Consider the following 16,699-nt stretch of genomic DNA (forward strand, 5'->3'; position numbering starts at 1 on the left):
TATGAATAAATATTTAATAATTATATAACTTATGATATAATGATATTTATCAGAAAATTCAGGAGGGAATGTATAAAATGTACTCATTTGAAGAAATAAAAAAAGTAGATTTAGAAACAGCAGAGGCTATAGAAAAAGAAATAGGTAGGCAAAATAATAAAATTGAACTTATTGCCTCAGAAAATTTTGTTTCAAAAGCGGTTATGGCAGCAATGGGGACTCCGCTTACGAATAAATATGCAGAAGGATATCCAGGAAAAAGATATTATGGTGGTTGTGAATATGTAGATATTGTAGAAAGCTTAGCAATAGAGAGAGCAAAAAAACTTTTCGGAGCGGACCATGCTAATGTTCAGCCACATTCAGGAACACAAGCTAATATGGCAGTATTTTTTGCAGTTTTAAACCCAGGAGATACGGTAATGGGAATGAATCTTTCCCATGGAGGACATTTAACCCATGGAAGTCCTGTAAATATGTCAGGAAAACATTACAATATTATTCCTTATGGGGTAAATGAAGAAGGATATATAGACTATGAAAATGTGATGGAAATCGCTAAAGAGCATAAACCAAAACTTATTATTGCTGGAGCTAGTGCATATTCTAGAATTATTGATTTTAAAAAATTTAGAGAAATTGCAGATACTGTGGGAGCTTATTTGATGGTAGATATGGCTCATATTGCAGGATTAGTTGCAGCAGGTCTTCATCCTAATCCAGTTCCTTATGCAGATTTTGTAACAACTACTACCCATAAAACTTTAAGAGGCCCTAGAGGAGGAATGATTCTTTGTAAAAAAGAATATGCTAAAATTATAGATAAGGCCATATTCCCAGGTATTCAGGGTGGTCCTTTAATGCATGTTATTGCTGCTAAAGCAGTAAGTTTAAAAGAAGCATTAAGTGATGATTTTAAAGTTTATCAACAGCAAATTGTAAAGAATGCAAAGGCTCTAGCAGAGGGATTGATAGAAAAAGGATTAAAATTAGTATCTGGTGGAACAGATAATCATCTTATGATGGTAGATCTTAGAAATATGAATATAACAGGAAAAGAAGCAGAAAAAAGATTAGATGAAGTAGGAGTAACTTGTAATAAAAATACTATTCCTTTTGATCCTGAAAGTCCTTTTGTAACTAGTGGGATTAGATTAGGAACTCCTGCAGTGACAACAAGAGGAATGAAAGAAGAAGATATGAAAGTTATTGCAGATATTATTTATATGGTATTATCAGATTTTGAAAATAATAAAGAAAAGGCAAGAGAAAAGGTGAAAAAATTAGTTTCTAAATATCCATTATACTAAAATAAGGGCGCAATTGCGCCCTTTGTAAATTAAAAGCCTAATTCTTCTCCAACTAAAATTACTTTTATTCTATTAGGAATCTTAGACATGCGAGTGACTAAAATATTACAACAGACTGTATCAGGAGATAAACAGTCGTGACATCTTCCGGTATTAGTACAAGGAGTTTGTATGTTAAAACGATTAGCATTAATAGGAGAAGCATAATTTCTAGCTCTTTTTAAGGCAGAGTCTTCATCAGGCATAACTTTGTTCATACCTGCAACGATGATAACATTTTTAGGGCCATGGATTAAAGCAGATATTCTATTACCACGTCCGTCTATATTTATTAATTTCCCATCCATAGTTATAGCATTAGAACTCATTAAATAATAGTCAGCAGTATAAGCCTTATAAAAAATTTCATTAAGTTCTTCAGGAGTTTTGGCAGTAGACCTATCTAAAAGTTTATAATTACCTTTTTTTAATTCTTCTAAAAGTCCTATTTCATTTAAAGTCATAGACCCTCCCCAGGATACTACAGAGCCTTCTTTTATAAGTTCTAAAGCTTTGTTAAGAGCTTCTTCTTTAGTGTTACAATAATATGCTTCCATTTGTCTTTTTTTAAAAGCAGATATTAACTCTTTAGCTTGCATTTCAAAAACTTTTTGTTTAGGTGTCATATGTATAGCTCCTTTCTTTTTTATAATATTATAGCTTATAATACTTATAGTTTTCAAATTAATAATTTTAAAATTATTATATAATAAAAAAATTAGCAAATACTTTATATATAAAGTAAAAAGGGGAGAAATTATGGAATCTTTTTTCAATAAAAGTGTAGAAGAAGTTGTAAAAAATTTAAAAACAAATATTAAAAAAGGAATAAGTCAAGAAGAAGCCCTAAAACGACGTGAAAAATACGGAGAAAATAGGCTTAGAGAAAAAAAAGGAAGAGGAATATTTAGTGTATTTTTAGACCAGTTTAAAGATTTTTTAGTTATTATTTTAATTATAGCTAGTATAGTATCTTTTTTAGTTAAAGAAGAAAAGGATGCTATAATTATTTTAACTATAGTTATTTTAAATGCTCTATTAGGGGTTTTTCAAGAAAATCGTGCAGGAAATGCTTTGAAAGCTTTAAAGGATATGGCAGCTCCTAGGGCAAAGGTTATTAGAGATGGGAGTTTACAAAAAGTACTTTCTTCAGAACTAGTACTTGGTGATATAGTAGTTTTAGAAGCAGGAGATTATATCCCAGCAGACCTTAGATTAATTGAAAGTGTTAATTTAAAGGTACAGGAATCAATTTTAACAGGAGAATCTATCTCCATAGAAAAAAATGCAGATAAAATAGTAGAAAAAGATGCAGGAATTGGAGATAGAATTAATTGTGTATTTATGGGAACTATAGTTACATATGGTAGAGGTAAAGGTGTAGTTATAGGAACAGGAATGAACACAGAAATAGGGAAAGTAGCTTCTATGTTAGAAGAAGTGGAAGAAGAGAAAACTCCTCTCCAAAAAAAATTATCACAATTAGGAAAGCTTTTAGGAAGTGTATGTTTAGGAATTTGTATTATTATATTTATTTTAGGTATGTTAAGAGGAGAGGAATTTATAAAGATATTTATGACTGCTGTTAGTTTAGCAGTAGCAGCTATACCAGAGGGACTTCCAACAGTAGTAACAGTGGTATTAGCTTTAGGTATGCAAAAGATGATAAAACGTAATGCAATTATTAAAACTCTTGGAGGAGTGGAAACTTTAGGAAGCACAACAGTCATATGTACTGATAAAACAGGAACTTTAACTCAAAATAAAATGACAGTTATTAAAGTATTTGATGGAGAAAGCACATGGAATATATCAGGGAAAGGATATATTCCAAAAGGAGAAATTAAAAAAGAAGATAATTCTAGTGCAGAAATTTCTAAGACTTTAGAAAAACTTTTAATGGCAGGGGTTCTTTGTAATGATGCAGAGATTAAAAGAGAAGAAAATGATATTATAGGCGACCCTACAGAAGGGGCACTTGTAGTATTAGGTGCTAAAGGAGGATATATTAAAGAAAATCTTATTAAAGAAATGCCTAGGATAGGAGAAATTCCCTTTGATTCTGACAGAAAATTAATGAGTACTTTTCATAAATATAAAGAAAATATAGTTATGTATACAAAGGGAGCACCGGATGTTGTACTTAGCAGGTGCAAATATATTGATGTTAATGGGAAAATTGAAAAAATTACGGATAAACATAAAGAAATGATTATAAATAAAAATAATTCTTTTGCTAATGAAGCACTTAGAGTTCTTGCTCTATCTTATAAGATTGTTAGTGTAGTAAAAGAAAATAAAGAAGAAGAGAAAGATTTAGTATTTTTAGGACTTGTAGGAATGATGGACCCTCCAAGGGATGAAGCTAAAAAAGCAGTAGAAATTTGTAAAAAAGCAGGAATTCGTGTTGTAATGATTACAGGAGACCATAAAACTACAGGTAGTGCTATAGGAAGAGCAATAGGGATAATAGATGATGATGCAGAAACTATGGATGGAAAAGAAATAGATGTTTTAAGTGATGAAGAATTGAAAGAAAAAGTTAAAAATATTAATGTATTTGCTAGGGTATCTCCAGAGCATAAAGTTAGAATTGTAAAAGCTATAAAAGCTAATGGGGAAATTACAGCTATGACAGGAGATGGAGTAAATGATGCACCTTCTTTAAAACAAGCCAATATAGGAATTGCTATGGGAATTACAGGGACCGATGTTGCAAAAGAAGCGGCAGATATGATTTTAACAGATGATAATTTTTCTAGTATCGTAAATGCAGTGGAAGAAGGAAGAATTATATATAGTAATATAAGAAAGTTTGTAGGATTTTTACTTTCTTGTAATATAGGAGAGCTTTTACTAATATTTATGGCTATGTTAATCGGAACAGAAATACCTTTACTTCCTATACATTTATTATGGATTAATTTAATAACTGATGCCTTTCCAGCATTTGCTCTTGGGTTAGAGCCTAAGGAAGAAGGAATAATGGAATTGCCGCCAAGAGATCCAGAAGAAGCTATTGTCAATAAAAAAATGGCTATTGCCATAGGAATTCAAAGTATAGGATTAGCTTTAGCTGCATTTATATCTTTTTGGTATGGTATGAATAATTTTAATGGAGGAAATACTTTAATGGCAGCAAGAACATATTGCTTTGCAACATTAGTGATAGGAGAACTTTTAAGAGCATATTCAGCTCGTTCGGAAAAACAAATGATATATAAGATGAAAATTTTTTCTAACAAATTATTAAATATAAGTGTTATAAGTTCTATATTACTACTTGTATCAGTAATATATATTCCTTACTTGCAGTACATTTTTAATACTGTAGCTTTACCATTTGTTGATTTAGGAATAACTATTCTTTTTGCAGTAATACCTACAATAACTGGAGAAATTGCAAAAAAAAATAAAATAGTGTTCACGAAGGATAAGTTAGACAAATAAAATATAATATGATATAATATAATATCGTAATAATACGATAAAGGAGGGATTAAGATGTTGGATATTGCCATTATAGGGGCTGGACCAGCAGGACTTTCTGCAGCTATTAATGGAGTAATAAGAAATAAAAAAGTAATCGTATTTGGAAGAGAACCAAAAAGTAGTTATTTATATAAAGCAGAAAAAGTAGATAATTATTTAGGTATGCCAAATATAAGTGGTCCTAAAATGATTGAGGAGTTTTTGAACCACGCTAAAAAGTTAGGAGTAGAATTTCATGAAGGAAGAACATTAGAAGTTTTTCCTATGGGAAATTATTATACACTAAATGTAGAAAATGAGTTTTTTGAAGCTAAAACTGTTATTATAGCAACAGGAATTCCTAAAGCAAATTATATTCCAGGAGAAAAAGAATTTTTAGGAAAAGGCGTTAGTTATTGTGGAACTTGTGATGGTCCTTTATATAGAGGGAAAACAACAATGGTAATAGGGGAGATAGAAGAAGCAGAAGAGGATGTTAATTTTCTTCAGGAAATTTGTGATAAAGTTTATTTTCTTCCTACTTATAAGGAAATAAAACATGTCAGTCCTAAAGTAGAAATTTTAAAAGGTAAACCGAAGGAAATTTTAGGAGATAATTTTGTATCAGGAATTCGTATAGATGATAAGGAATTAAAAGTTGATGGAGTATTTTTAATAAAAGAAACTGTTCCTGTTACTCAGCTTATAAAAGGATTAGAGATGGAAGGAAAAACTATCAAAGTAAATCGCAGGCAAGAAACAAATTTTCCTGGAGTATTTGCTGCTGGAGATTGTACAGGAAGACCTTTTCAAGTAACAAAAGCGGTGGGTGAAGGAGCAGTAGCTGCTTTAGAAACAGTAAGTTATCTTCATAAAATGGATATAGAGAAAAAATAAGGGGCTTAAAAGTAAGTCCCTTTTTGCATGTATTAGAAAATAAATTGAAATAATAGTAATATAGTACTATAATATGGGTAGTGAGGTGAGTAATATGGAATTAGGGTTAATTCAAGTTTATTGTGGAGAGGGAAAAGGGAAAACAACAGCTGCAATTGGACAAGGTATAAGAGCAATTGGACAAGGTATGAAAGTTATAATGATACAATTTTTAAAATCTTCTTTTACAGGAGAACTTGACACATTAAAAAAGTTAGAACCTGATTTTAAGGTATTTCGTTTTGAAAAGCCTAAAGATTTTTTTTGGAATTTAAATGATGAAGAAAAAAAAGAATTAAAAAATGAAATTATGAATGCGATTAATTTTTCTAAAAAAGTTTTAGATACAAAAGAATGTGATATGCTTATTTTAGATGAAATATTAGGGGTTATACAAAATGGTTTGCTTAAGGAAAGTGAAGTTTGTGAACTTTTAGATAAAAAACCTTTGGGAATAGAAATAATATTAACGGGTAGATATTTAACAGATGAAATTAGAAAAAAAGCTAATTACATATCGAATATTCATGCTGAAAAACATCCTATGAATGAAGGGATTGGAGCAAGAAAGGGAATAGAATACTAAAAGACGCATTATTGCGTCTTTTTAATTTATTCATTAATTAAGTTTTCCATATTATATAAACCAGGAGATTTATTTGCTAGAAATTTTGCAGCTTTTATAGCACCTACTGCAAATATTTCTTTAGACATTGCTGTATGTTTCAATTCTATAATTTCATCTTTGCCAGCAAAAAGTATTGAATGTTCTCCTACTATGGTTCCTCCTCTTACAGCATGAATACCTATTTCTTTTTTACTTCTTTTTTGTCTTTCTTTATGTCTATCATACTTATATTTATAAGTATTATCTAAAGTTTCATTAATAGCATCTGCTAAAGCAAGAGCAGTGCCACTAGGAGCGTCTATTTTTTGATTATGATGTTTTTCTATGATTTCAATATCAAAGTTAGCATCTGATAATACTTCTGAGGCACGTTTTACTAAGTTTATTAATAAATTAACTCCAAGGGACATATTAGCAGAAAAAAATACAGGAATTTTTTCCGAAGCTTTTTTTACTAAGGTTAATAAATCATCTGATAATCCAGTAGTACATACAACTACTGGTAGTTGTTTATTAAGGGCATATTCTATTAAAGGTTTTACTGCTGTTGCAGTGGAAAAATCTATAATAACATCACCAGTTATGTCACAGTCAGATATTTTACTAAAAACGGGATATGGATTAGATTTATTAACATTAGGGTCTATACCTGCAACAATAGTACAGTCATCACTATTTTCAACTAAATTAGAAATTACTTGCCCCATTTTTCCATTACATCCGTGCATAATAACTTTTATCATAATATAAACTCCTTTCGAAAAAAGTGCAGGGGAATACCTCTGCACTTTTTAGTTTCTTATTTAAGTAAATTTAAGTTTTTCATTTCTTGTTTTAATAATTCAAGATGGGCATTTTCCATAGAAGTAAGAGGCATTCTACAACGTCCTACAGTATATCCCATAAGATTTAAAGCTTCTTTAACAGGGATAGGATTTACTTCAGAAAATAGAGCCTTTATTAGAGGAAGCATTTTTAGTTGAAGTTTTCTACTTTCTTCTACGTCACCATTTAGATATTTATAAACGATATCATGGGTTTGTTTTGGAGCAACATTAGCAAGAACAGATATAACTCCTTTACCACCTAAAGAGAGAAGGGGTACTATTTGGTCATCATTTCCTGAATACAAATCCAATCTACCTTCACATAAATTCATTAATTCAGCAACTTGAGAAATATTACCACTAGCTTCTTTTATAGCAACAATAGTATCTATTTTAGATAATTCTGCAGCTGTTTGTGGAGCAATATTTAATCCGGTTCTTGAAGGAACATTATATAATATAATAGGTATATCTACTTTTTTTGCAATATAAGTATAATGTTCGATTAATCCTTTTTGAGTAGTTTTATTATAATAAGGAGTAACTAAAAGACATGCATCAACTCCTAATTCTTTAGCTCTTTTTGTTAAAAATACTCCATGCTCTGTATCATTGCTTCCTGTTCCAGCTATAACAGGAACTCTTTTATTTACTTTATCCACAGCAAATTTAATACATTCTAAATGATCATGATCATTTAGAGTAGATGCTTCCCCAGTAGTTCCACAAATAATAATACTATCTGTATTATTTTCAATTTGAAATTCAATAAGTTCTCCTAGAACTTCATAATTTATATCACCATTATCTTTAAAAGGAGTAACTATGGCTACTCCTGAGCCTCGAAAAATTTCCATAATACCCATCCTTTCTCATTACATATCTTTAATTAAAAGTTCTGCAATTTGAACAGCATTAGATGCAGCACCTTTTCTAATATTATCAGCTACAACCCAAAGATTAATTCCATTATCTACACTTTCATCTCTACGAATTCTTCCCACAAATACTTCATCATGTCCAGTAGCATTAGCAGCTAAAGGATATACATTATTAGCTGGGTCATCTTCTACTATTATTCCAGGAGATTTTTTAAGCACTTCTACTAATTCATTTAATTCAAAAGGTTTTTCAAATTCTATATTTATAGATTCACTATGGCTATTAAATACAGGAACTCTTACAGTAGTTGCAGTAACTTTTAAATCTGGTTTGTGTAAAATTTTACGAGTTTCATTAATCATTTTTATTTCTTCTTTTGTATAACCGTTTTCAGTGAATACATCAATATGTGGTAAGCAATTATTTGCAATAGGATGAGGGAATTTTTTTGGTGGATTTCCTTTTAAACCTTCTTCGAGATCACGCCATCCTCCCATACCAGCACCAGAAACTGCTTGATATGTTGAATAAATGACACGTTTAATAGTATAATATTCATCTAGAGGTTTTAATGCTACAACAGCTTGAATGGTAGAACAGTTTGGATTAGCAATAATTCCTTTGTTTAATTTGATATCTTCTGGATTCACTTCTGGTACTACAAGAGGAACTTCAGGGTCCATTCTCCAAGCAGAACTGTTATCTACAACAATACAACCTTTACTAGCTGCAATAGGTGCAAATTTTAAACTAGTACTTCCACCAGCAGAAAATAATGCTATATCAATACCACGGTCAAAAGAAGTTTCCGTTAATTCTTCAACTACATATTCTTTTCCTTTAAAAGTTAATTTTGTTCCAGCAGACCTAGCAGAAGCAAAAAGATAAAAATTTTCAATAGGGAGATTCTTTTCTTCTAATACTTTTAAGAAAGTTCTTCCTACCATGCCAGTAGCTCCAACAACAGCTAAATTAATTTTTTTCATTTAAAATCCTCCTTTAATATTAGTTATTTTAATTATACTATTTATTAAGTTTTTTGATAATAAAAAAGTTGGCATAAGCCAACTGTAAACATGATTTCATACAATAAATCATTAAACAGATAGCTCTCCATCAAAAATGATGACAGTCATACAGCTATTAACTGCACAATCAGGATAAAAAAATGTAGGTTTTTTTATCCTTCGGCATTTTTTCCTTTCTATATACTTCAACTGTGCCTACACACATCCGTATATATACTCTTAAAAAATGCACCTCTATCTTGTAAGGGTAATTTAATATGAAGTTTTATATATAATATCATTCAATTAAAAGTATGTCAAATATATTATGAAATATAAAAAAAATATTTTGATAATGTAATGTATATTTTATTATTTTATAATACATACTTTAAATGTGAGGAGTGATAGAATGAATAAGGAAGAAAAACAAAAGAAAAAAAATAAGCCGATGACAGAAGATGAAAAGCTGAAATATGAAATAGCTTCTGAACTTGGATTATTAGAAAAAGTAAAACAAGGTGGTTGGAAATCTTTAACTGCAAAGGAAACAGGTCGTATAGGGGGTCTTATGACTAAACGAAAAAAAGAAATAATGAAAAAGCAGGCTCAGAACTAATCTGAGCCTGTTGCATTTTTTAAAAAATATTTCTATAATGGATACGACGGTTTATGTCGTTTATGTGATTATATTGTCAAGATATAAAGTTAAGTTTTTTTGTAGATAAAAAAGTAGGTGAGAAATTGGAGTCTTATAAAAACTTCGCACAAGTATATGATTTATTTATGAAAGAAGTTCCTTATGAAGAATGGGTAAAATATATAGAAAAGATTTTGAAAAAATTTAACTGCAAGCCTAAGTTAATGGTAGAACTTGGTTGTGGAACAGGAACAATTACAACGCTTTTTGCTAAAAAAGGAATTGAAATGATAGGAATTGATTCCTCAGAAAACATGTTAGCTATAGCAAAAGAAAAAGCCATAAAAAATAATTTAGATATTTTGTATTTATTACAAGATATGAGAGAATTTGAGTTATATGGAACAGTGGATTGTATTATAAGTATATGTGATAGTTTAAATTATATATTAGAAGAAGAAGAAGTATTACAAACTTTTAAATGGGTAAATAATTATTTAAATCCTAAAGGTCTTTTTATTTTTGATTTAAATACTGAGTATAAATATAAATATATTTTAGGAGAAAATACTTTTGCTGAGAATACAAAAGAAGCTTCTTATATATGGGAAAATTTTTATAGTGAAGAAGAAAAAATAAATGAATATAGACTTACTTTGTTTATAAAAGATAAGGAAAAAAATTATTATAATAAATTTGAAGAACTTCATTATGAAAAAATGTATTCTATAGAAACAATAACTAATTTATTAAAACAAGCGGGAATGGAAGTTTTAGCTGTATATGATGCATATTCTTTTGAAAAACCAAAAAAAGACAGTGAAAGAGTTTATTTTGTAGCTAGAGAAAAAGGTAAAAAATCTTAATTTAGGAGGAAATTATGGAAGATTATATTGTTCGTATAACTGATAAAAAAAAACAAGTTAGAGCTTTTGGAGCTATAACTACTAATTTAGTAGAAGAGGCAAGAAAAATTCATAAAACTACTCCGGTTGTATCAGCAGCCTTAGGAAGACTTATGACTGCTTCTGGAATGATGGGACAAATGTTAAAAGGAGAAAATGACATTATAACTTTACAAATTAAAGGAAATGGACCATTAAAGGGAATGATAGTTACAGCCGATATAAAAGGTAACATAAAAGGATATCCCTATAATCCCATAGTTGATATTCCTTTAAATAGTAAAGGAAAATTAGATGTTAAAGGAGCTATAGGAGAAGGGAAACTTATAGTTATTAAAGATTTAGGGCTTAAAGAACCTTATATAGGTCAAACAAATTTAATTTCAGGAGAGATTGCAGAAGATATTACTTATTATTTTGCTAATTCAGAACAAATTCCATCAGCTGTTGCACTTGGTGTTTTAGTGGATAGAGATTATTCCATAAAACAGGCAGGAGGATTTATTATACAAATTTTACCAGAAGCAGAAGAAGAGACTATAAGCAAATTAGAAGAAAACCTTAAAAATATTACTTCAATTACTCATCTTTTAGAAGAAGGGAAAAAACCAGAAGATATTCTCAAATTTTTGTTAGAAGATATAATAATATTAGATAAAGTACCTGTACATTTTAATTGTAATTGTTCAAGAGAAAGAGTAGAAAAAGCTCTAATTAGTATTGGATTAAAAGATTTGAAGAAAATATTAGAAGAAGATAAAAAAGCTGAACTTAAATGCCATTTTTGTAATAAAAAATATATGTTTGATGAAGTAGACCTTAAAAAAATAATAAATAGATTGTCAGGGACAATGTAACCATTTTTTAAAAATGCATATATTATAAATGATAGAGAATTTCTACTTAGGTGGGTAGTAATTTATATGAAAGCGAGTGACTATATATGATAGTACTTACTATAGGAGCGATGAAAAATATAAAAAAAATTAAGGAATATATTGATTTAGAATTTCAAAAAATAACACCTAAAATTTTAATTCCCACCTGTACTATTTCAAAAAGAGGGAATATTAGTTTTTTATATTATAAGATAAATGACGATATTTTAGCTAAAAACTATAATTTTTTCTTTAGTGATGCATTTAAATTATATGCTAGTAGTGCTCTGGCAAATTTAATTTTAGAAATTACTCGTTTTGATATTATAAGAGATATATTACAAAATAAATTTTCTAAATATTCATCTTCTGAACATAATAAATTAGTAAATACTATTAGAGAATTTTTCTATAGTAAAATTAATGATAATAATAAATCATATTTAAATTATTCTTATAGAAAAGAAATTTTAGATAGTTTAATGGATTTTTTTGAAGAGAGTAATGAATTTTTATTGGAAGGATTTATTCAATTTCGTTTAAAAGAATATAAAAAACATTTAGAAGAAGTGGTTTTATATATAGTTAAAGAATATGAAACTCAAAAAGAATATAAAGAATTTATAAATCTTTTAAAATATTTTGTAGATGAACAAGAAGTAAAAGAAGAAATAATTCATATTATAGGAACAAAAGATGGGAATTTTAAAATATATAACAAAGATAAAAAAGATATAACCGAGAAATGCAAAGAAGAGTTTATACAAGATTTTAATATTAAAGATATAAATTACGATGATTTATTAGTTAGTACTCTTATTACTACTACTCCTAAACAAATAGTTATTCATAATTATAATTTGATAAAAAACAAAGCACTTATAGAAACTATTAGTAATATTTTTCAAGATAGAGTAAAACTTTGTTCGGAATGTGAATTTTGTTTATATTTTAATAGTATTATTGACAAGTAATAATAAAATGATATAATGTTATAAATTAGTATAGGATGCTTAAAACGATGAAGAGAAGAGTAGTCAAACAGAAGTTTACAGAGAGAAGATACAAAGCTGAGAGTATCTTTAAATGGAGTTTGATGAAGACCACCTCTAAGTGACCTTAATAGGGTTCGGTGATTCCGTTATAATCATTTAAAGTGGTTTCCGATGAAACAATAAGGGTGGAACCGCGGGAGAATTATGCTCTCGTCCCTTTTCTGAATGAAAGAGGCGAGAGTTTTTTGTATGTATAATTAAATCTTATATTATTATAAATGAAAGGAGAAAAGAAATGGTAAAAATTAAATTAAAAGATGGGTCTATAAAAGAATATGAATCAGGAATATCTGTAATTGATGTTGCAAAAGATTTAAGTGAAGGTTTAGCAAGGGTAGCTTGTGCAGGATTAATTAATGGAGAAGTAGTTGATATTAGAACTCCTATTAAGGAAGATTGTGAATTAAGTATTTTAACATTTAATGATGAAAAGGGGAAAGAAGCTTTTCGCCATACAACATCCCATATACTAGCACAAGCTGTAAAAAGGTTGTTTCCTAATGTAAAATTAGCTATAGGACCTGCTATACAAGATGGATTTTATTATGATTTTGACACAGAACAAGCTTTTACTCCAGAAGATTTAGAAAAAATAGAAAAAGAAATGAAGAAAATTGTAAAAGAAAATTTAAAAATAGAAAGATTTGAACTTCCAAGAAGTGAAGCTATTAAATTGATGGAAGAAAAAGGAGAAGATTATAAAGTAGAGTTAATAAAAGATCTTCCGGAGGATGCTACAATTTCTTTTTATAAGCAGGGAGAATTTGTTGATTTATGTGCAGGTCCTCATCTTATGTCTACAAAACCTGTAAAAGCTTTTAAACTTTTGTCAGTAGCAGGGGCTTATTGGAGAGGAAATGAGAATAATAAAATGCTTTCTAGAATTTATGGAACTTCTTTTACAAAGAAAGCAGACCTTGATGAATATCTTAATAAATTAGAAGAAGCAAAGAAAAGGGATCATAGAAAATTAGGAAAGGAATTAGAACTTTTCGCATTAATGGAAGAAGGTCCAGGATTTCCGTTTTTCTTACCAAAAGGAATGGAACTTAGAAATACATTAATAGATTATTGGAGAGAAAAACATAAAAAAGCCGGATATCAAGAAATTAGCACTCCTATTATTTTAAATCAAGATTTATGGCATAGATCTGGACATTGGGATCATTATAAAGATAATATGTACGTAACAAAGATTGATGGATTGGATTTTGCTGTAAAACCAATGAATTGTCCAGGAGGAATGTTAGTTTATAAAACTAAGATGCATTCCTATAGAGATTTACCTATAAGAATGGCAGAACTTGGATTAGTACACCGTCATGAGTTATCTGGAGCACTGCATGGGCTTATGAGAGTGCGTAATTTTACTCAGGATGATGCTCATATATTTATGCTTCCAGAGCAAATTAAGGATGAAATAAAGAGAGTAATAGATCTTATAGATGAATTTTATACAGTATTTGGTTTTAAATATCATGTAGAACTTTCAACAAGACCTGAAGATAGTATGGGAAGTGATGAAGATTGGGAAAGAGCAACTAATGCTTTAAGAGAAGTATTAGAAGAGAAGGGATATGATTATATAGTTAATGAAGGAGATGGAGCATTTTACGGTCCTAAAATAGATTTTCATTTAGAAGATTGTTTAGGAAGAACATGGCAATGTGGAACTATTCAATTAGATTTTCAGATGCCAGAACGTTTTGATTTAGTTTATATTGGACAAGATGGAGAAAAACATCGTCCAGTTATGATTCATAGGGTAGTATTTGGAAGTATTGAAAGATTTATAGGAATATTAATAGAACATTTTGCAGGAGCTTTTCCAACATGGCTATCCCCGGTACAAGTAAAAGTTCTGCCTATTTCAGAAAAATATCATGATTATTCTCAAAAAGTAGTAAATAAATTAAAAGAAGAAGGAATAAAAGTTGAAGTGGACTATAGATCTGAAAAAATAGGTTATAAAATTCGTGAAGCAAGGCTTCAGCGAATACCATATATGCTTATAATAGGACAAAAAGAAGAAGAAGAAAATAAAGTATCTGTTAGGAGCCGAAAAGGAGATGAAGGAGCAAAAGATCTATCAGAATTTATTAAAAGAATAAAAGAAGAAATTTTATTGAAAAAAAAGGATTAATATTAATAAAGTATTGACAAATAAAAAAAACAATGCTATATTTATATAAGTTAATTAGTAATAGTTTGTCAGTAAGAAGAAACATCCGTTTCTCACCTTGCGCAGTAGTGTCGACAAGGTTAATACATGTTTATTAGGAGCAGTATTAAGGGTCATTTATGCTCTTTTCCTATGTATTGAAGCGGATAGATTCTATCCGCTTTATTTAATTCAAATAATTAATATTTTAATATTATTAGGAGGTGCTCGGTTATTAACGAGTTAATGATTAATGAGCAAATTAGGGACAAAGAAATAAGACTTATTGATGTGGATGGGAGTCAAATAGGAATTGTTTCTGCGAAAGAAGCCCAAAAGTTAGCTAATGAAAGGAATCTTGATTTAGTTAAAATTGCACCTAAGGCTAATCCACCGGTTTGTAGAATTATGGATTATGGAAAGTACAAATTTGATTTAGCTAAGAAAGAAAAGGAAGCACGTAAAAAGCAAAAGGTTATAAATGTAAAAGAAGTACGTTTATCCCCTAATATTGAGAAACATGATTTAGAAGTTAAGATAAAAAATGCTATTAAATTTTTAAAAGCTGGAAATAAGGTAAAGGTATCTGTAAGATTTAGAGGAAGAGAAATGGCTCATACACAAAAAGGAAATGAGATTTTAGAAAATTTCGCAAAAGCAGTTTCAGAATTTGGGGATATTGAAAAGAAACCTAAAATGGAAGGTAAAAGCATGATAATAACCGTTACACCAAAAAAAATGTAACGTATATTATATACAAACATTAATAAAGGAGGAACTATTAACAATGCCTAAGTTAAAAACACATAAAGGAGCAGCAAAACGCTTTAAAGTTACAGGAACAGGAAAATTAAAAAGATCAAAAGCTTATAAAAGTCATATTTTAACTAAAAAGACTGCAAAAAGAAAAAGAAATCTTAGACAAGCAGGTTTAGTTGATAATACAAATGAAAAACAAATCAAAAAATTATTACCATATTTATAATAAAGATTACTGAAAGAATAGGAGGTTTAAGATATGGCAAGAGTTAAAGGTGGAGTCAATACTAAAAAAAGACATAAAAGAATTTTAAAATTAGCTAAAGGATATAGAGGGGCAAAATCTAAACAATTTAGAACTGCTAAACAAGCAGTTATGAAATCTCTAAATTATGCTTATATTGGTAGAAAACAAAGAAAAAGAGATTTTCGCAAACTTTGGATTACAAGAATTAATGCTGCAGCTAGAATGAATGGACTTTCTTACAGTAAATTTATGAATGGATTGAAAGTAGCTGGAGTTAATATTAATAGAAAAATTTTAGCAGATATGGCTGTTAATGATGAAAAAGGATTTGCTCAATTAGTTGAAATGGCAAAAGCTAATTTAAAATAAATAAAACCAAGCTCAATATTATGAGCTTGGTTTTATTTTATAGTTAATGTTTATATAATAGGATGATGCCAAAGAGCTAAAAAAATTGATATTATAATAGATACTAAAGCATACCATAATAATGTATTTTTTTTATTAATCAAACTATATATCATTAGAGAAACGGTAATTGCTAAAAATAGAATAGATAAAGTATTAGCATAAGGAAATAAAATATTAATAAATATATACAAAAAAAATCCTATTAAAGATAGAACTGTTATTAAATTGATTTGGCTTTTATTTAATTCCTTTTTAAAAGAAGGAATTTTTTTATACATAAAATCACTCCAAGGGCATATCTTATTTTATATCTATGATGTATATATTTAATTTATTCGAACTAATAAAAAATATATATTTATAACTCATTAAAAATTAAATAGAAAAAATATATATTTGTTTATAAATAAATGTATAAAAGATATTTTTTTGGATATAATAAAAAGGCATTGAAAAAATTGGTTCGTTGTAAAATTAAATGCAACAGATAAAAAAATATAAAAAAAATAATTGACAACCATAGTGAGAAATCATGTATGATTT

Annotated in this window: 17 protein-coding genes, 1 riboswitch and 1 other annotated feature; of the genes, 12 read left to right on the forward strand and 5 right to left on the reverse strand. The window is 28.7% G+C overall.

Going from position 1 to position 16,699, the window contains the following annotated elements; all coding sequences use genetic code 11:
• Positions 1-77 precede the first annotated feature (77 nt).
• Positions 78-1,310, forward strand: a complete 1,233-nt coding sequence (locus tag OM90_RS06775) for a serine hydroxymethyltransferase (protein WP_058486143.1) — start codon at positions 78-80, stop codon at positions 1,308-1,310.
• A 29-nt stretch (positions 1,311-1,339) separates the two neighbouring features.
• On the opposite strand, the gene OM90_RS06780 is transcribed toward OM90_RS06775, so the two are convergent.
• Complete coding sequence (locus OM90_RS06780) at positions 1,340-1,975, reverse strand: lactate utilization protein (protein WP_058486144.1); 636 nt, start codon at positions 1,973-1,975, stop codon at positions 1,340-1,342.
• Positions 1,976-2,108: 133 nt separating this feature from the next.
• Here OM90_RS06780 and OM90_RS06785 point away from each other — a divergent pair, with 133 nt between their 5' ends.
• The 3 genes from OM90_RS06785 (at position 2,109) to OM90_RS06795 (ending at position 6,342) form a co-directional block, all read left to right on the forward strand.
• Positions 2,109-4,799, forward strand: a complete 2,691-nt coding sequence (locus OM90_RS06785) for a calcium-translocating P-type ATPase, SERCA-type (RefSeq protein WP_058486145.1) — start codon at positions 2,109-2,111, stop codon at positions 4,797-4,799.
• A 54-nt stretch (positions 4,800-4,853) separates the two neighbouring features.
• Positions 4,854-5,717, forward strand: coding sequence for an NAD(P)/FAD-dependent oxidoreductase (locus OM90_RS06790; RefSeq protein ID WP_058486146.1), 864 nt, complete (start codon positions 4,854-4,856; stop codon positions 5,715-5,717).
• 94 nt (positions 5,718-5,811) lie between these two features.
• Positions 5,812-6,342, forward strand: a complete 531-nt coding sequence (locus OM90_RS06795; protein WP_058486147.1) for a cob(I)yrinic acid a,c-diamide adenosyltransferase — start codon at positions 5,812-5,814, stop codon at positions 6,340-6,342.
• A 26-nt stretch (positions 6,343-6,368) separates the two neighbouring features.
• Here OM90_RS06795 and dapB read toward each other — a convergent pair whose 3' ends face one another.
• The 3 genes from dapB to OM90_RS06810 are packed head-to-tail and all read right to left on the reverse strand — an operon-like array spanning position 6,369 to position 9,079.
• A complete protein-coding gene (gene dapB, locus OM90_RS06800; RefSeq protein WP_058486148.1) occupies positions 6,369-7,127 on the reverse strand; it encodes a 4-hydroxy-tetrahydrodipicolinate reductase in 759 nt (252 codons plus the stop codon).
• A 56-nt stretch (positions 7,128-7,183) separates the two neighbouring features.
• Positions 7,184-8,068, reverse strand: coding sequence for a 4-hydroxy-tetrahydrodipicolinate synthase (dapA, locus tag OM90_RS06805; RefSeq protein WP_058486149.1), 885 nt, complete (start codon positions 8,066-8,068; stop codon positions 7,184-7,186).
• 18 nt (positions 8,069-8,086) lie between these two features.
• Positions 8,087-9,079, reverse strand: a complete 993-nt coding sequence (locus tag OM90_RS06810) for an aspartate-semialdehyde dehydrogenase (RefSeq protein ID WP_058486150.1) — start codon at positions 9,077-9,079, stop codon at positions 8,087-8,089.
• Positions 9,080-9,191: 112 nt separating this feature from the next.
• A riboswitch (Lysine riboswitch) is annotated at positions 9,192-9,366 on the reverse strand.
• 146 nt (positions 9,367-9,512) lie between these two features.
• Here OM90_RS06810 and OM90_RS06815 point away from each other — a divergent pair.
• From OM90_RS06815 to rplT, 8 genes are all read left to right on the forward strand, one after another.
• A complete protein-coding gene (locus OM90_RS06815; RefSeq protein ID WP_193391932.1) occupies positions 9,513-9,719 on the forward strand; it encodes a small, acid-soluble spore protein, alpha/beta type in 207 nt (68 codons plus the stop codon).
• A 125-nt stretch (positions 9,720-9,844) separates the two neighbouring features.
• Positions 9,845-10,606: a class I SAM-dependent DNA methyltransferase gene (locus OM90_RS06820; RefSeq protein ID WP_058486151.1), complete on the forward strand. Its 762-nt coding sequence runs from the start codon at positions 9,845-9,847 to the stop codon at positions 10,604-10,606.
• A 14-nt stretch (positions 10,607-10,620) separates the two neighbouring features.
• Positions 10,621-11,502: an Hsp33 family molecular chaperone HslO gene (gene hslO / locus OM90_RS06825; protein WP_058486152.1), complete on the forward strand. Its 882-nt coding sequence runs from the start codon at positions 10,621-10,623 to the stop codon at positions 11,500-11,502.
• A gap of 86 nt (positions 11,503-11,588) precedes the next feature.
• The gene (gene ytxC / locus OM90_RS06830; protein ID WP_058486153.1) at positions 11,589-12,497 is read left to right on the forward strand and encodes a putative sporulation protein YtxC; all 909 of its coding nucleotides are present in this window, start codon (positions 11,589-11,591) and stop codon (positions 12,495-12,497) included.
• Between the two features lie 38 nt (positions 12,498-12,535).
• Positions 12,536-12,739 (forward strand) — a binding site (T-box leader).
• 74 nt (positions 12,740-12,813) lie between these two features.
• Positions 12,814-14,721, forward strand: a complete 1,908-nt coding sequence (gene thrS, locus OM90_RS06835) for a threonine--tRNA ligase (RefSeq protein WP_058486154.1) — start codon at positions 12,814-12,816, stop codon at positions 14,719-14,721.
• A 264-nt stretch (positions 14,722-14,985) separates the two neighbouring features.
• Complete coding sequence (gene infC / locus OM90_RS06840; RefSeq protein ID WP_058486155.1) at positions 14,986-15,483, forward strand: translation initiation factor IF-3; 498 nt, start codon at positions 14,986-14,988, stop codon at positions 15,481-15,483.
• 43 nt (positions 15,484-15,526) lie between these two features.
• Complete coding sequence (rpmI, locus tag OM90_RS06845; protein WP_058486156.1) at positions 15,527-15,724, forward strand: 50S ribosomal protein L35; 198 nt, start codon at positions 15,527-15,529, stop codon at positions 15,722-15,724.
• A 33-nt stretch (positions 15,725-15,757) separates the two neighbouring features.
• Positions 15,758-16,114 carry a 50S ribosomal protein L20 gene (gene rplT / locus OM90_RS06850; protein ID WP_058486157.1) on the forward strand — a complete coding sequence of 119 codons (357 nt, stop codon included), beginning with the start codon at positions 15,758-15,760 and terminating at the stop codon, positions 16,112-16,114.
• Between the two features lie 50 nt (positions 16,115-16,164).
• On the opposite strand, the gene OM90_RS06855 is transcribed toward rplT, so the two are convergent.
• Positions 16,165-16,434, reverse strand: coding sequence for a hypothetical protein (locus OM90_RS06855; protein ID WP_058486158.1), 270 nt, complete (start codon positions 16,432-16,434; stop codon positions 16,165-16,167).
• Positions 16,435-16,699: the final 265 nt, after the last annotated feature.

This window comes from Defluviitalea phaphyphila (genome assembly GCF_001466305.1).
GTDB lineage: Bacteria > Bacillota > Clostridia > Lachnospirales > Defluviitaleaceae > Defluviitalea_A > Defluviitalea_A phaphyphila.

Bases quoted from the DNA above. Each gene is read 5' to 3' on its own strand.
- OM90_RS06775 (WP_058486143.1), top strand. From the start codon at position 78: ATGTACTCATTTGAAGAAATAAAAAAAGTAGATTTAGAAACAGCAGAG.
- OM90_RS06780 (WP_058486144.1), bottom strand. From the start codon at position 1,975: ATGACACCTAAACAAAAAGTTTTTGAAATGCAAGCTAAAGAGTTAATA.
- OM90_RS06785 (WP_058486145.1), top strand. From the start codon at position 2,109: ATGGAATCTTTTTTCAATAAAAGTGTAGAAGAAGTTGTAAAAAATTTA.
- OM90_RS06790 (WP_058486146.1), top strand. From the start codon at position 4,854: ATGTTGGATATTGCCATTATAGGGGCTGGACCAGCAGGACTTTCTGCA.
- OM90_RS06795 (WP_058486147.1), top strand. From the start codon at position 5,812: ATGGAATTAGGGTTAATTCAAGTTTATTGTGGAGAGGGAAAAGGGAAA.
- dapB (WP_058486148.1), bottom strand. From the start codon at position 7,127: ATGATAAAAGTTATTATGCACGGATGTAATGGAAAAATGGGGCAAGTA.
- dapA (WP_058486149.1), bottom strand. From the start codon at position 8,068: ATGGAAATTTTTCGAGGCTCAGGAGTAGCCATAGTTACTCCTTTTAAA.
- OM90_RS06810 (WP_058486150.1), bottom strand. From the start codon at position 9,079: ATGAAAAAAATTAATTTAGCTGTTGTTGGAGCTACTGGCATGGTAGGA.
- OM90_RS06815 (WP_193391932.1), top strand. From the start codon at position 9,513: ATGAATAAGGAAGAAAAACAAAAGAAAAAAAATAAGCCGATGACAGAA.
- hslO (WP_058486152.1), top strand. From the start codon at position 10,621: ATGGAAGATTATATTGTTCGTATAACTGATAAAAAAAAACAAGTTAGA.
- ytxC (WP_058486153.1), top strand. From the start codon at position 11,589: ATGATAGTACTTACTATAGGAGCGATGAAAAATATAAAAAAAATTAAG.
- thrS (WP_058486154.1), top strand. From the start codon at position 12,814: ATGGTAAAAATTAAATTAAAAGATGGGTCTATAAAAGAATATGAATCA.
- infC (WP_058486155.1), top strand. From the start codon at position 14,986: ATGATTAATGAGCAAATTAGGGACAAAGAAATAAGACTTATTGATGTG.
- rpmI (WP_058486156.1), top strand. From the start codon at position 15,527: ATGCCTAAGTTAAAAACACATAAAGGAGCAGCAAAACGCTTTAAAGTT.
- rplT (WP_058486157.1), top strand. From the start codon at position 15,758: ATGGCAAGAGTTAAAGGTGGAGTCAATACTAAAAAAAGACATAAAAGA.
- OM90_RS06855 (WP_058486158.1), bottom strand. From the start codon at position 16,434: ATGTATAAAAAAATTCCTTCTTTTAAAAAGGAATTAAATAAAAGCCAA.